The organism is Micromonospora echinospora (genome assembly GCF_900091495.1).
Lineage (GTDB): Bacteria > Actinomycetota > Actinomycetes > Mycobacteriales > Micromonosporaceae > Micromonospora > Micromonospora echinospora.
The window spans coordinates 3,435,907-3,451,269 of the sequence record NZ_LT607413.1 but is presented as its reverse complement, the minus strand read 5'-3'; the positions used below and the strand labels follow the sequence as shown (position 1 = coordinate 3,451,269).

Genomic DNA, 15,363 nt, shown 5'->3' with positions numbered 1-15,363 from the left:
CGCCAGATTCGACCGGTGCAACCGCATCCCGGTGAAATTTTCCAGGGCCTGCTTCGACGACTCAGGGAGCCCAACGGAAGGAACGGGGGCCTGGCCCATCGCGCAACGCCTCCGTTCCCTTCCCCTGGTCGCTCAGTGCGAATCACTCAGCGGTGCAGACCACCGCCCCGGCCCTCGGCTATCTCGTCTCCGCGGATCAACCCCGCGTGCCACCGCTCATGTCCGGGACCATTTCGTTGATGGTGGCCTCGGTGTTCTCCCCGATCTGGAAAACGTTGTGCAACTTCTCGCCCTGGAATCCGGCCGCCTGAGCCAGCTTGGCGTACATCATGAGCACCATGCCGCCGATCACTTGCTGCACGGCCGCGCGGGCCTGCAGGCTCAGTTCGTCGTCCGCGGGGACGCCGGCCGCCCACCGGCACTCGGCGATCTGGCGCACCGGGTCCACCGTGTTGATCAGGTGGTCCTTGAACTGGAGCACCGCCGGCACATTCCGGAGCAGGATATCCCCGTGGTGCTCGATCCGTTGCCCGCTCATGACGCCGCCTGCCCGGTCCGCCGGTCGGCACCGCCGGAAACCATGCTGGCGATGCCCTCGACAAGTTCCTCGATGCTCCCGGCCGACTGCGCGGCGTCGTCGAGGCCGGTGAGGTGACGCGTCAGCTCGGCGGTGCCGGCCATCGTCTTGCGCTGGGCCTTCTCGCGGGCGGTACGGGCCGTCGTCACGATCAGGTCGGCCAGCTCGGCTGGCGCGAGTCGCCGGTAGGCGTCCCCGTTGAAAGTGATCCGGGTCAGCTCGCCGTGGCCACCCACGGTCACCGACAGCAGCTTCTTCTTGTCCTCCACGGTGGTCTGCGCCCGGGCCACGCGCCGGCGTACCCGGTCGGCCGCCTCGTCGACGTCCTTCAGGGCCGCACGCATCTCGGCCAACAGTTCCTCGTCGCCCAACAAGCTCATCCCGACTACCTCCTCTTCTATCCCACGGCTGATCTGCGGCACCGGGTTCACGTCGGCGCAACAGTGTTCAACGGCCCCGGTACCGGCGGCGTTCGTCCTGGCTGCCGGGGCGCTCGTCGACCGGCATGCCGAACTCGTCGTCCTCGACCCGGGTGTCACGACCGCGCCGGCCGATGACCGCGGGCGCGCAGTCGGGGTCGGTGCCCCAGACCTTCTCGTCCTCCTTCAGCCAGGTGCTGCGCTGGCGATCACGGTCCTGCCCTTGGTGGGGTGCGCCACCCATGCCCGGCATCATCGGGGGCATGAACGGCATCCCACCGCCCGGCATACCGCCCGCGCCGGGCTGCGGGAGACCAGGGCCGGCACCCGGCCCTGGGGTCAGGTTGGCCCCGACCGGGCCTCCGACGGGCACTCCCAGCTTGTCCGGGGTCAGCGCCCCGGGCGAGCCGGATACGCCCGGCACCGCCGACAGACCCCCGGTGCCGACCTGCACCCCGGGAACGTGCGGGAAGCTGGCCGAACCGGGTCTCGTGACGTCACCGAATGCCGGAGGGGTGGTGATGCCTCCGGTCATACCCGGCTTGGGCGACACGTCCTTACCGTCGACCGTGGTCGGGAACGCATTCCGGTCAATCGGTGCCGACGGCCCGGTGTCGGGCCACGGCAACCTGCCCGCGTCCAGGCCCGGTACGGACCCACCCCCGCCGGTGTCGGGCCCCGGCAACCTCCCCGTGTTCAGGCCCGGCACGGACCCACCCCCGCCGGAACTCCCCGACGGGTTGGGCGGCAGCCCGAGTTTCGCCCGCTCTTCCGGCGACAGCGGGACATCGTCCAGCAGGCCGCCGCGTTGCAGCGCGTCGAGCTGATCCGGATTGAGCTGACCGAGATTCGTCGCACCGCCCGGCGACAGACCGTTCTTCCGCAGGTAGTCAGCCTGCTCAGCCGTCAGCGGCGCATCGTCCAGCAGCCCGGCCCCGTCCAGCCTCTGCAACTGGGACGGCGTCAGGTCACCCAACGACTGCGGCCCGTTCAGGCCGAGCTTCGCCCGCTGGTCGTTGGTGAGGGGGGTCTCGTCCAGCAGCCCGCCGCGATCCAACGCGTCGAGCTGATCCGGGCTGAGCTGACCGAGATTCGTCGCACCGCCCGGCGACAGACCGTTCTTCCGCAGGTAGTCAGCCTGCTCAGCCGTCAGCGGCACATCGTCCAGCAGCCCGGCCTTGTCCAGTTGCTCCAACTGGGACGGCGTCAGGTCACCCAACGACTGCGGCCCGGACGGCTTGCGGTTGAGCCCGAGATTGCTGGTCGGCAGGGAACTGCCCGCGCCACCACCGGTGAACGGATTTTCCAGGCCACCGCCGGCAGACGGGGTGACCGGTTTGGGGGCCGGAATGGGGGGAAGGCCGCTCGCGCCACCGCCGCCAACCACAGCATCCAAGCCGCCATTGGCGAACGGATTGCCCGCGCCACCGCCCTCGGACGGCATGCCCGACTTGACCTTCAGGTCGGTGGGAAGGCCGCCGCCGGCGCCACCACCGAACGGATTCTCCGCGCCGCCACCAAAGGAACCATCCAAGCCATTGGCGAACGGATTACCCGCTCCACCACCGGCGCCCGAGTTGGGCATCATACTGGCGGGAAGGTCGCCGCCGGCGCCACCACCGAAGGAACCACCCAGGCCATTGGCGAACGGATTACCCGCACCACCACCCTCGGACGGCATTTCCGACTTGACCTTCAGGTCGGTGGGAAGGCCGCCCCCGGCGCCACCACCGAACGGATTCTCCGCGCCACCACCAAAGGAACCACCCAAGCCATTGGCGAACGGATTACCCGCACCACCACCGGCGCCCGAGTTGGGCATCATGCTGGCGGGCATGAAACCACCGCCACCGGTGCCGTTGGCGAACGGGTTACCCACGCCGCCGCCGTTGGGGAACGGGTTGCCGAAGTTGGCTCCCACGTTCGCGAACGGGTTACCCACGTTCGCGAACGGATTGCCCATGTTCGCGAAGGGGTTACCCACGTTCGCGAAGGGGTTACCCACGTTCGCGAACGGATTGCCCATGTTCGCGAAGGGGTTACCCACGTTCGCGAACGGGTCGCCCCAGTTGGCGAAGGGGTTACCCATGTTCCCGAACGGGTTGTTGGCGAAGCCGCCCACGTCGTTGGGCATCGGGTTCGGTGGCACCGGCTTCGGGTCGGTGATGCTCAACGGGTTGCGCGCCTCGGCGAACACCGACACCAACTTCTTCGCCGCGAGAATCGCCGGCTCGAAGGTCTTGAGGGCGTTGTCGGCCCACATCTGACGCAGATGCTGGTCCAGCTTGTTCCACTCGGGGATGCTGAACGCGTCGAACGGGTGGTACTTCACCCACGCGGGCGGCGTCCACGTGACGATACCCGCGTCCGAGCCACCGAACTTGGTGCCACGGTATTCCGATCCCGCTTCGTCCCCGGTCTCGGCGTACTGCTGACCCAGGTCCCAGGCGTTCGACTGGCCGTCGTGCAGGTCGCCGTACTCGAGCGTGCTCTCGTTGAACATCTGGGCGATGACCCGGTACGGGTGCTGCCAGATGCCGGCCGGGTGGATCGAGGACCACTTCTCGAAGGTGTCGGCCACCGCCGTGATGAAGTCCCTCATGGCCTGCTCGACCTGGGCCAGCGAGGTGTCCCACTGCTTGGCCTGGGGCATGATGTCCGCGAGGTACTTGTTCGCCTCCTGCACCCGGTGCCGCCAGGCTGATTCGGCGGAGCCCTTGAAGTCGGGGCTCTTGGCGTTCACCGACTTGACCTGATCGGTCAGCTCGCTCGAGATCCCCAGCGCGTGGGTGGTCAGGTTGGCCAGGATCTCGCGGACCGACCCGATCGAGTCCGGGTCGAACGCCTTGTTCGGCCCGGCCACCTTGGGCAGGTCGGCGATCATCCGTTCCCACGCGTTGCCGAGCGAGACGACCGGGTTGCCGTCGGGGTTGGTCGAGTTCCCCGGGTCGGTGGTGTTGCGCTCCTGCTTCTGGGTGTCGTCCCGGCTGGTCACGCCCACCCACACCGTCACCCGGGTGATGTGTTTGTACACCCCTTTCTGCTTCCACCGGTAGAAGGTGACCGCGTCCTTGTTGTACTCCGGCATCCACCCGCCGATTACGTTTGACTTGAGGGTGCTCGTCTGGGTGATCAGCCAGTAACCGGGGCCCTTGATGGTCCGCGGTCGGAAATTGTCGTTGATGGAAGCCTTTTCCCCGCCCTCTCCACCGCCGAGCACCAGCCCCAGAATGCTCGCCAGGGCATCCTCGAACGTCGCGGTGTTCGCCATGACTAACCCCCGGCTTTGGGCATGAAGTACTCGAACTGCTCGGCGCTCAGCGTGCTCGTCTGCTCGACGGCGTCGGAGTCGGCCAGCAGGAACTTGATGCCGTGCTCCAGGTTGTTGAGCTCGGTTCGCGCGCCCTTGAGCCGGTTGGCCAGGCCGGCCCGGACGACGTCGATCGCCCCCGTCAGATCCTCCGCCTCGGTGAAGCCCTTCGGGCCGATGCGCAGCTTGAACTGCTTCGTGATGTCGACGGTGGAATCCGGCAGGGAGCCGTACGGGTAGTTCTTGCCGTACATCAGGTCGATCTCGTCGACCTGCTTGGTGTAGGTGCCGTGCAGCTTCCGCAGGTAGCTCTCGTTGATGACGATGTTCTTCATCGTGTGTTCCTCTCGGATGGAGACGGGCCAGCGGGACTCGGCTGTCCGTACCCGGCCGGAGTCGAGGTCCGGACGAGTCCGTGGACAGCGGTGGGTCAGACGCGCTGGTCCACCCGGCGGTGCGGCGGACCAGCGCGCCTGACCCGGTATCGGCTCGGCGGAACTGCCGTCCCGACCTCGTGCGAGGTCAGGTTCGGCGGGGTACTAGCTGAAGATGGCCGCGCCCCGGTTGTCGCCGTGCTGGTAGTTGACGTTGATCTCCTGAAGGCGCTGCTGCCCCAGGGCCAGGGCCGCCCGCATCTCCTGCTGGCCCTGGTTCCACAGCGCCTGGGCGGCCTTGTAGGCCTCCGGCGCCTGACCGTTGTTGGCTGCGGTGAACCTCGCCACCGAGGTCTGGAGGTTCGCCAGCGACTGGTCGAGCTCGCGGGTCTCCCTGGCCATCTCCTCGGCGACGGCCTGAACCGCAGCGGGATTGATGCTGTAGTTGGCCATTCTCGGCCTCCTTGTCGTTCGTCGGTCCGGGTTTCGTCGGCCCGGGTTTCACAGGTGAGGGTTCGGCGGTCAGCCGGCGGCCCAGCCGCCGGCCCGCATCGCGCTGTCGTCTTCGGTCGTGGTCGTCAACTGCGCGTACTGCTGCATGTTCTGGTTGAGCATGTCCAGGCCCGCCTGGACCTTCTGGAAGCCGTTCAGCCACTGCTGGACGGCCTGGAGGAACCGCGGCGCGGCCGAGTCGCTCTGCCACTGGGCGGACAGGTTGCTGCTGGCGGCCGTGACGTTGGCCTGGCTGTTCTTGGCCTCGGCCTGCGCCTGCCCGAACGCCATGACCATGCCCTTGATGGTCGCCTCATCAGCGACGATCCCCTGCTGGTTGACTGGCATGACTCTCCTTGTCTTCTATCGGAACGTGATGCTGGTGAATGGGTGGGAAATGTGCTCGCGCCTGCCGCAGGTCCGTCCGGAGGGGCGGGCCACGGCGGCGGGACGTTCGGGTACCCCGCGGCCTCACCTCCCTTCCGGCCGGACCAGCGCCGGCCCGGGGGCAGCATGGCGACCAGCGCGGTGGGCATGACCACCGCCTGGTTGAGGGAGTAGCCCAGGGTGGTGACGTCGCCGCCCATGATCGGGTAGGCGATCCCCCGCTCGTTGACCAGCAGGCCCTGCTGCCGCCACCGGTCGGTCTCGGCGGTGGCCGGGGGCATCAGCAGCGCTCCCCCGCCCGACGGCACCCGCACCGTCACGGCGGTCTTCCCGCCGCTGCCGCCGGTCGGCATGCCGGTTCCGCTGGTCAGGACGACCGTGGGTTTCTCGTCGGCCTGGCCCGCGTACTCCACGCAGACCACGGCGTCCTCGGGCATGGAGGGTGGCACTGGTGGGGTGGCCGGCAGCGTGGTCAGCGGGCGCACCGGGCTGCGCTGACCGGCGGCGACCAGATCGGCCGCGGTGATGGCCGTCTCCCTGGCCCCGACCGGCGTGGCCCGCTGCAACCGGTACTCGGTCTCGGTCAGCGGGGCCAGCCCGTCGGCGGTCATCAGGTAGTGGTTGACCGTGCCGTTGCCCAGGTCCACGGCGAACATCTGGCCGATCGACGTCGGCCGGCCGGCCACCTTCGGGCCTGCGCCGCCGGCCCGGGCCACCTTCGGCGGGCCGACCGTGCCGCCCAGCGGGATCGACTCCAGCCAGGCGGTCGCCACCGGTACGGGAGCGAGCAGCCCCAGCCCCAGCACGTCGGCCATCCACGGCTGGGGAAGGAGCAGTCGTCGCCCGCCCCACAGCAGGTAGGTCTTGCCGCCCGCGGTGACCGGCAGCGCCTGCCCGTCGCCGAGCGGATCGGGGGCCGCCGGCACGTCGACGTCGAGCACGACCCGGCCGGTGTCCCGGCTACAGGCCCGCCACACGCCCTGGTTGACCCGGTTGGCCGCCGGCAGCACCTGCGGCCCGGTCGGGGTACCCACCGGCGGGCCCTGCGGCACCTTGGCGAGTTTGGACGAGGAGACGGTGACCGGGGTGAGTCGACCGCCGGCCAGCAGGGTGGCCGTCGCCACGTCGTTGACCAGGCGCAGTTGGCCGTCGACCAGCACGTACCGCGCCCCGGTCGAAGCGTCCACCACCAGCATCCGCGGCTGCTGCCAACTGGTCGAGCCCGATCCCGGCATCAGCGCCCAGATCGCGACCCCGGCCAGCACCAGGATCCCGAGCACGAGACCGGCGATCGTGCCGGTGCGGTCCCGGCGGGTCGGTGACTCGGCGGTCTCCGGCTCGGCCCGCACCAGCGCACCGGTCACCCGGGTCATCATGTACCGCTGGGCGTCCACCTGGTCACGACGCGACGACATGTCAACCCACCCGCGCCCGGACCACGTCGATCAGGCCGGTGATGACCACGACGGTCGGCCCGAGGGCGGCCACCATCGCGGTGTGGGCCAGGTCGCCCATCCGGCCCCAGATCGGGTTGAACCGCCGGCCGACCGGAATCCGCGCGGCCACCCCGCACGCCACCGCCAGGAGCAGGCAGCAGCCGACGGCCAGTTGGGCGGCGAGCGGACTCCGGTCCGTGGGCGCGGTCAGGCACCAGGCCGCGATGGCGACCAACGCCGGACCAGCCAGCGCCACCCGGTGCCAGATGCTCGTCATCGGGCGGGTGACCAGGATCTGGGCGACGGCGGCCAGCCAGGCGGCCAGCGGTGCGGCCCAGCCGGGCGCCGTCGCCAGCCACACCATCGCGGCTCCGGAGACCAGTCCGAGCGCCGCGTACAGGGCGGTCATGAACTGGTCGGCGGCGGCGGCCCGGGTGAGCACCCCGGCGGCCGGTTCCGGGTCGATGTCCTTCTGCAGGTCCGCCGGTTCGACGGGCATCTCCGGCAGGGCGAACCCGGCGAGCTTGAAGGCCGCCGGCGGTACCGCCGGGCGCAGCGCCGTGGTGACGACGACCGTGATCGCGGCGATCGTGGTCCAGTCCAGCATGGCCCTGGTGTGCAGTGCGAGCGCGGCGACGACCAGCAGCCAGGCCGCCAGCAGGCCGACGGTCACCTGCCGCCAGCCGGTGCGCGGGAAGACGAACGCGGCCACCAGCAACGCGGCGACGGTGCCGACGGTGACACCCACGAGGACCAGCCGGGGTACGGCAGCGCCGGCGAACGCCTCCAGCGCGGCGACCACCGTACCGACCACACAGGCGGCCCCCAGGACTCCGGCCGTGGCCCGGTCGGCCAGCTTGCGTACCACCGCGAAGCCCGCGACGAAGCACATCCCCGCCATCGCGGCGAGCAGCGCCGGGTTCCGGGACTCGGCCGGCCACATCCGCGCGGCGGCCAGCCAGGCGGCCAGCCAGGCGGCCAACAGCAGCAGGGCGGTGACCCGCGTGGTCTGCGGACGCCACAGCCCGGACCGCTTGCGGATGCCGGCCGAGACGCCGTCGACCAGGTCGTCGTAGGCCAGCGGCGGGATCTGGTCGGTACGCGGGCGTACGTGCACGACCTCGCCGTCGAGCAGGTCGAGATCGCCGACGGTGCGCGACTCGTCGAAGGCCGGTCCACCCAGCCGCTGCACGATCCAGCCGCTGTGCTCCAGCCCACGATCGGCGAGGTCGGGTCCCAGCGCGCTCAACAGGGCCGGCATCATGTCGGCCAACGGGATGTGGGTGGGCAGACTCACGTCGACCTGGCTGGTCGGTCCGACGACCAGCAGTCGGCAGAGTTCCCCGCGCTCGGCGCTCATATCCCGAACACGTGTGCACGGTCACCGGAGTTCACAAGTTTTTCGTCCGCCCCGATTGCTACCTGCGGGGCGGCGGGCAGCACCCGGGCCGGGACGTGCAACAGCCCGGCAGCGCCCAGTTGCGGCACCTGGACGCTGCCGGAGCCAGGTCACGCCAGGTTCGCTGTCGAGGCCCACCAGGTGCGTGACACCTCGGGTCCTCCGCACGACCCGCCTTCTCCCGCACCCGGCAGCGCAGCAGATCGTGGATCACCTGGCCGGTGCCGTCATCGCGCCACAGCGCGAAGTAGTAGTACGTCGCGGACATACGTCTTCCGCTGGGCCGGCGCCGGCCCAGCGGAAGACGTCCATCTGACAGTCACCCTCTGTGAAGCGTCCGCGACAGACCGGGGACAGGCTGTTCCCGGGCCCAACTGCCGGCCTGCATGGCGCTGTCGTCCTCGGTCGTCGTGGTCAGTCGCGCGTACTGCTGCATGTTCAGGTCGAGCATGTCCAGGCCCTGCTGGACCTTCCGGAAGCCGGCCAGCCACTGCTTAACGGCCTGAAGGAACTGCGGCGCGGCCGTGTCGCTCGTCCACGAGCGGATCAGCGCCTCGGTTGCGGCCACGACGTTCGAGTGGCTGTCCCTGGCCTCGATCTGGGCCTGAGCGAACGCCTTGACCATGCCGGTGATGGTCGCCTCGTCGGCGACGATCGAGTCCAGTTTGATGCCGGGCACGACGTATCCGGCCTGTGTCTCTGCCATGACTCTCCTTGTTCGTCATCCGGCGCGCGTCGCCGGAAGGTGGATGATGTGGCCGCCTGTGCCACGTTCGCCTGGTGGGTCGGGCCACGACGGCGGATCGGTTGGGCACCCGGCGGCCTCATCGCCCTTCCGGCCGGACCAGTCCCGGCCCGGCGGGCAGCAGCCGGGCCGGGACCGTGCGTTCGCCGAGGAACCAGTACTCCCGGCCGGCGGCCTGCGGTCCGGCTCCCTCAACATCGCCGGAGTGGGCACCGGAACCGAACCAGGTGGCCGGTGTCGCGGCACGGTCCAGCAGCGCCTCCGCCTCGGGCGGCAGTACCACCACGTCGAGGGTCTGGTCCTGGTTGCGCCGCCGGTCGGTGACCGACGTGACCGGGCCGAGGTCGGTGGAGAGGTGCCCGAACGCGAGCAGCAGCGCGGTCCACGCGGTGTCCGGCTCGGGCAGCCCGCGGACCAGTGGAGCGACCGCGGTGAGGCAGAGGTCCCCGGAGCGCGACAGGTGCTGCCAGCGCAGCAGGTCCACACAGGCGACCAGGGTCGGCAGCGGGTCCGGGTCGGGGCAGACGACCGGCGGTTGGCCGTCGACCGGCGGCAGCCAGCTCAGCTCGCTGTGGCCGCGTACCGCCGGCGCCGGCTTGACCAGGTCGGCCGCGCCGATGCCCAGCCGGGCCAGCAGCCAGTGGTGCACCCGCCCGGTACGCATGGCGGTGACCGCCCAGGTCCAGGAGGCCGGCTCCCCCCGCCACCCGGACGCCCCCGCGACCGGCGGGTCGGACCCGGCGCCCGGGTCCGAGGTGGGCGATGGATCCGAGCCGGCCGGTGGATCCGAGTCGGCCGGTGGGTCCGAGCCGGCCGGTTGGGGGGCGTCGGCGGCGTACAGGTCGCGCGGGTCGCGCAGGTAGTTGTACCGCGCGCCCTCCAGCCACAACGCCAGCGCGGGATGCCCCGCCGGGGCCAGGATGACGTCGTTGAGGACGATCTCGTCGGTGAGCGCGTGCAGCGTGAACCCGTACGTCGACGCGGCGACCCGGTCGAACAGCTCCGGCAGCCGGGCCGGCCCGTCGGCCTCCGGCGGCCCGTGCCACCGGCCACGGAACAGCCGGTACCCACCACCCGGCGAGCCCTCGGTGTCCTGACTTACCGGGCTTCCGGCTGCCTCGTCCGTCGGACTGCCGGCCCCCTCGTCCACCGGGCTGTCGGCCCGCTCGTGCGGCCCGAGCGCGGTGTCCGGGAGGAAGTGCAGGTCACCGTCGGCGTACAGGCCGCCGAACCGGTGCACCACCTCGACCCGCAGGTGGTCGCTGGCCGCCGCGAAACCCTGCGGCAGCCCCCGGTTCAGCTCCAGGGCGTACGGGCTGTGCAGGGTCATCGGCGCGTTCGCGGGGAACAGTTCGGCCACGCTCACCAGGTGGATGCCGTGGGTGTCGGCCCAGGTCAGCAGGGCGCGTACCGGGGCCAGCGGATCGGGTCGGCCGGCCGGAGCGGGCGGGGTGGCGCGGGCCGCGTCGAAGCGGGCCCGTGGGATGTCCGTCCACAGCACGAAGTCGACCTGGCCGGCGTAGCTGTCGGCCGCCGCGCCGTAGTTGGTCCAGAAGCCGTTCGACTCGGGCAGCGGGCGGCCGAGCCAGATGCCGTGCACGACGTGCGGGATGGTGGTGATGTCGGGAAGCGGTGGCGCGTGCTCCGGTTGGCCCCAGAGCCGGGCGGCCCCGTCGCGCCGGAACGTGCTGACCCGGCCGGCGTCGGCGGCGAGGGCCGCCGGCTCCAGGTCGGCGGCGCTGGGGGCCGGTCGCGTCATGCTCACCCGCCGCAACAGCGGCGCGACCAGGTGCGGGGCGAGACGGCGTAGGTCGGTGCCGGCGAGGAACTCCGGTGCCGGCGACAGCCGGCGGGAGCCGAAGACGTCGCCGCCGATCCAGCGGCGCGCCAGGTTCTCCTCTGCCGCCCAGGTGTACAGGGCGGGGTAGGTCATCCGACGGAGCCAGTCCAGCAGCCCCGTGTCGCAGGGCCAGGCGGTCGGCGAGGCGGACGGTCCGGGCAGGCAGGCCAGGGCCCGCAGCCGCCGGACCAGTTCCTCGGCCGCCGCGTACGCCGCAGCGGGCTCGGCGGGCTCAGCCGGCTCAGCGGGCTCGACCGGCTCGGCCGCCGCGACCGGCCTGCCGGGGCGGGCCGATGGGGTGGACGTACGGCGCCGGCGAGTGGCGGTGCGGGTCATCGGTCGGCCCCCGCGGGCACCACGGGCCCGGGTACCAGTGCCGTCTGGATCAACCGGCCGCCGCGCCGGGTGCACAGCAGTGCCCGACCCGGGGGCAGCGGACGCGGCTTGATGTTGCCCAGCAGCGGACCCTCCGTCGGCGGGCAGGACAGCGCCACGTCCGGGGTGTTCAGTTCCTGGATGCGCCGCAGCAGCGGGTCCATCGACAACCGCATCGCCCCGGCCGCGGCCCGCGCGACGACCACGTGCAGCCCGATGTCGCCGCCCTGGGGCAGCAACGGGATCAGGTGGGCCAACGGGTTGTCGGGCCCGGCGAGCAGTTCGTAGTCGTCGACCAGGACGTACAGTGAGGGGCCGGACCACCAGTCGCGGGCGCGTAGCTGCTCGGGGGTGATGTCGGGGCCGGGAACCCGTGGCCGGAGGCCGGCCAGCGCCTCGGCGGCGGTGTCCCGGGTGCTGTCCGGCGAGACCGAGTAGCCGAGCCGGTATTCGGCCGGTACGTCGTCGAAGAGCTGCCGCCGGTAGTCGACGGCCATGATGCGCGCCTGGGCCGGGGTGTGGCTGGCGACGATCGAGTGGGCGATGAGGCGCAGCATGTTCGTCTTGCCGCTCTCGGTGTCCCCCAGCACGGTCAGGTGCGGCATCAGCCGGAAGTCGTGCCACACCGGCGCGAGCTGGTCCTCGTCCACACCGAGCGCGATGCGGGCACCCTGCGGCGCCGGCAGCTCGGCCATCGGCAGCGAGGCCGGCAGGGTGCGTACCGCGGCGGCGCGTTCCCCGGTCCAGTTGTCCGCCACCGCGGACACCAGGTGCTCGGTGGCCGCAGTGAGCCCCTCGGCCGACTGGACGCCGTCGATGCGCGGCAGCGCGCCGAGGAAGTGCAGCTTCGCGTCGGTCAGCCCGTGGCCGGGGCGGCGGGGCACCTGGGCCGCCGCCCGCAGGTCGATTCCGGACTCCACCGGGTCGCCCAGGCGCAGTTCGAGGCGGGTCCCGATCTTGTCCCGCATCGACATGTGCAGCTCCGACCAGCGGCCCATAGTGATCATCACGTGGACCCCGTAGTTCAGGCCACGGGCCGCGATGTCCCGGGCCATCTCCTCGGCCGGCTCGAACTCCTGGCGCAGCACGAACCACCCGTCCACGACCAGGAACACGTCGCCGAACCGGTCCTCGGGGATGCGCCCGTCGGCCTGCGCCTGCCGGTAGGCGTCCCGGCCGTGGATGCCCAGCTCCGCGCAGCGCCGTTCCCGCTCGATGAGGATCGAGCGGACCTCGGCCACCGTGCGGCCCACCCGCTCCGGTTCGTGCCGGCCGGCGACCCCGCCGATGTGCGGCAGGCCGGTCAGCCCGGCCAGCGAACCGCCGCCGAAGTCGAGGCAGTAGAACTGCACCTGTCGCGGCGAGTGGGTCAGGGCCAGCCCGCACACCAGCGACCGCAGCAGCGTGCTCTTGCCGCTCTGCGGACCGCCGGCCACGCCCACGTGCCCGCCGACCCCGGCCAGGTCCACCACGAGCAGGTCGCGCACCTGCTCGAACGGCTTGTCGATGAGACCGACCGGCACCCGCAGGTACCCCTGCCGGCCGGCGTCGATCGGACGCAGCCCGTGCTCGGGGTCGGGCAGCAGCGGCGGCAGCACGTCGTCCAGGGTCGGCGCGTCCTCCAGCGGCGACATCCACACCTGGTGCGCCGGCGGCCCCTGGTCGACCAGCCGTTCCACCAGCGCGTGCAGCACGGTGGTGCCGGTGTCGGTCGACTCGTCCGGCGCCGGGTCCGAGGGCGGGCGCGGCGCCGGGACGGCCGGCGCGGCGGCCCCGGCGGTGAACGCGACCACCTGGCTGGCGATCACCTCGCGGTGCAGCCCGGTGCTGCGCACCCGGTGCGGGCCGGACACGTACGCGGCCCGGAACCGGGTGATGCTGGTGACGCTGGAACGCAGGTATCCGTTGCCCGGATCGCCCGGCAGCTCGTACGCGTCGGGTACGCCGATGACGGCCCGCGACTCCATCGCGGAGAAGGTGCGCAGCCCGATGCGGTACGACAGGTGGCCCTCCAACTGGTGGATGCGCCCGTCCTCCAGGCGCTGCGAGGCCAGCAGCAGGTGCACCGCGAGCGAGCGGCCGAGCCGACCGATCATCACGAAGAGCTGGATGAACTCGGGGTTGGCCGCGATCAGCTCGCTGAACTCGTCCACCACCACGAACAGGGTGGGCAGCGGGTCGAGTTCGGCACCCTGGGCGCGGGCCTTCTCGTAGTCGCGCGCCGAGGTGAAGTTGCCGGCGCTGCGCAGCAGTTCCTGCCGGCGTACCAGTTCGCCCTGGAGGGTGGTCTGCATCCGGTCGACCAGCGCGGCCTCGTCGGCCAGGTTGGTGATGAGCGCGGAGACGTGCGGCAGCCGGTCCAGCCCGACGAAGGTGGCGCCGCCCTTGAAGTCCACCAGCACGAAGTTGAGGGTCTCCGAGGAGTGCGTGGCCGCCAGGGCCAGGACCAGGGTGCGCAGCAGCTCGCTCTTGCCCGACCCGGTGGCGCCGATGAGCATGCCGTGCGGTCCCATCCCGCCCTCGGCGGACTCCTTGATGTCCAGCTCGATGGGGGAGCCGTCGGCGGCCACCCCGATGGGCACCCGCAGCCGGTCGGCGGGCGAGCGGGACTCCCACCGGGCGCGCGGGTCGAAGGTGTCCAGGTCGGGGATGTCCAGCAGGTCCGGCAGGTCGAGGACGGCGCTGAGCCCGCTGGCCGGCTGCTCGCCGGTGACCTTGGTGGCGTGCCGGGCCATGATCCGGGCCAGCGTCCGCAGCCGGGGCAGGTCCAGGTGGTCGGGTGCGGCGAGCCGGGTGCGCACCTCCCGGCCCACGTGATCCTTCTCGATCATTTCCACGTCGGTGGCGGACACCTCCAGGTTGAGCACGTTGTCCCCGTCGGCGAGGCCACGGCCGTCGAAGTCGACGAGGACGGCGTTGCGGTACCCGGCGACGGTCAGCCGGGCGCCCGGCGGGATGACGCCGCCGTCGCAGACCACCACGACGAACGGTTCCTCGCGGGAGGGCTGGGCGTCGTCGTCGAACCGGGAGCGGCCCGCGAACTCCCCGCCCAGCAGCCGCTCCACCTCTTCCAGCGTGGTGCCGAAGAGGCGTACCGGCCCGGCCACGTCGACGTCGGTGGCGTGCTTGGCGTGCGGCAGCCACTTGGCCCACTCCCACTGCCCGGCCTCCTCCGCGCCGACGCAGAGGGCCAGCCGCAGTTCGTCCGGGGCGTGGAAGGTGGCCAACTGGGCGAGCATGGCGCGCACCATGCCCCGCGCCACGTCCCGGTCGCCACTGATCCGCACGTGCGCGAAGCCGGGCAGGCACAACGCGACGGGCTGGTCGGGAACGGTCGTGTAGGCCTTGATGAACCGGCGCAACGCCTTGGCGCACACCGGTTCCAGGTCCTCCACCGGCTTGGTGTCCAGCGGGGTCATCCGCACCGCGAGCCGCTGGGCGCCGGTGCCGACCCGGATCTCGCCGAAGTCCGGATGCGTCGGCCGGCGCTCCCACAGCCGACTGGTCATCGCCAGCGACCACAGCGACTCCGGGTCGGGGTGCCGCCAGGCCAGCGCGTCCCGCTGTTCCGCCGCGTACTGGCGGACCTGCGCCCTGGTCTGGGACAGGTAGCGGAAGTAGTCGCGCCGGTCGCCGTTGATCTGCTGCTTGCGGTTGCCGCCGGTCATCGTCATCTGGAACACGGCCATGGCCAGCATGCCGCCGCCCATCATGACCAGCATGACCATGCCCATCGGGCCTCTGAGCGAGTTGCTCATCATCATGAACATGAACCCGCCGGTCATCAGCAGGCTCGGCAGGATCATCCCGAGCGAGCGGAACCCGGCGGGCTGGACCTCCGGGACGACCGGCGGCTCCTGCAGGGTGATCTCGCCGTGCGGCAGCTCGGGTCCGTTGCGGCGGGCCGGCCGCCGGAAAGGTCTGGTGCTCACATCCGTTACACGGCTGCGGGCCGGGAAGGGTTGACCGGGACCGGGATCGATACTGTCCGCACCGCGAGATCGCGGAG

At 71.4% G+C, this 15,363-nt stretch carries 10 protein-coding genes and 1 pseudogene; all 11 read right to left on the bottom strand.

Features of this window, described 5'->3' with window-relative positions:
• Nucleotides 1-196: 196 nt before the first annotated feature.
• Nucleotides 197-538 carry a hypothetical protein gene (locus GA0070618_RS15930; RefSeq protein ID WP_088982339.1) on the bottom strand — a complete coding sequence of 114 codons (342 nt, stop codon included), beginning with the start codon at nucleotides 536-538 and terminating at the stop codon, nucleotides 197-199.
• Nucleotides 535-957, bottom strand: coding sequence for a YbaB/EbfC family nucleoid-associated protein (locus tag GA0070618_RS15925; protein WP_088982338.1), 423 nt, complete (start codon nucleotides 955-957; stop codon nucleotides 535-537). The genes GA0070618_RS15930 and GA0070618_RS15925 overlap by 4 nt, the downstream gene beginning before the upstream one ends.
• Before the next feature lie 67 nt (nucleotides 958-1,024).
• Nucleotides 1,025-4,267 (bottom strand): hypothetical protein, encoded by a 3,243-nt coding sequence (locus tag GA0070618_RS15920; protein ID WP_088982337.1) that lies wholly within the window; start codon nucleotides 4,265-4,267, stop codon nucleotides 1,025-1,027.
• Nucleotides 4,268-4,269: 2 nt separating this feature from the next.
• Complete coding sequence (locus GA0070618_RS15915; protein ID WP_088982336.1) at nucleotides 4,270-4,641, bottom strand: hypothetical protein; 372 nt, start codon at nucleotides 4,639-4,641, stop codon at nucleotides 4,270-4,272.
• 204 nt (nucleotides 4,642-4,845) lie between these two features.
• Nucleotides 4,846-5,133 carry a WXG100 family type VII secretion target gene (locus GA0070618_RS15910; RefSeq protein WP_088982335.1) on the bottom strand — a complete coding sequence of 96 codons (288 nt, stop codon included), beginning with the start codon at nucleotides 5,131-5,133 and terminating at the stop codon, nucleotides 4,846-4,848.
• A gap of 194 nt (nucleotides 5,134-5,327) precedes the next feature.
• Nucleotides 5,328-6,974: a type VII secretion protein EccB gene (gene eccB, locus GA0070618_RS15905; RefSeq protein ID WP_088982334.1), complete on the bottom strand. Its 1,647-nt coding sequence runs from the start codon at nucleotides 6,972-6,974 to the stop codon at nucleotides 5,328-5,330.
• 1 nt (nucleotide 6,975) lies between these two features.
• A complete protein-coding gene (gene eccD / locus GA0070618_RS15900; RefSeq protein ID WP_088982333.1) occupies nucleotides 6,976-8,355 on the bottom strand; it encodes a type VII secretion integral membrane protein EccD in 1,380 nt (459 codons plus the stop codon).
• A 193-nt stretch (nucleotides 8,356-8,548) separates the two neighbouring features.
• Nucleotides 8,549-8,659 (bottom strand): annotated as a pseudogene (locus GA0070618_RS35360) (IS5 family transposase); the annotation flags it as partial.
• Between the two features lie 54 nt (nucleotides 8,660-8,713).
• Nucleotides 8,714-9,100, bottom strand: a complete 387-nt coding sequence (locus GA0070618_RS15890; RefSeq protein WP_088982331.1) for a WXG100 family type VII secretion target — start codon at nucleotides 9,098-9,100, stop codon at nucleotides 8,714-8,716.
• A 118-nt stretch (nucleotides 9,101-9,218) separates the two neighbouring features.
• On the bottom strand, nucleotides 9,219-11,315 hold the full coding sequence (locus tag GA0070618_RS15885) for a hypothetical protein (protein WP_088982330.1): 2,097 nt from the start codon (nucleotides 11,313-11,315) through the stop codon (nucleotides 9,219-9,221).
• Nucleotides 11,312-15,286 carry a type VII secretion protein EccCa gene (gene eccCa / locus GA0070618_RS15880; protein WP_088982329.1) on the bottom strand — a complete coding sequence of 1,325 codons (3,975 nt, stop codon included), beginning with the start codon at nucleotides 15,284-15,286 and terminating at the stop codon, nucleotides 11,312-11,314. Before eccCa ends, GA0070618_RS15885 begins: the two co-directional genes overlap by 4 nt.
• Between the last annotated feature and the right edge of the window lie 77 nt (nucleotides 15,287-15,363).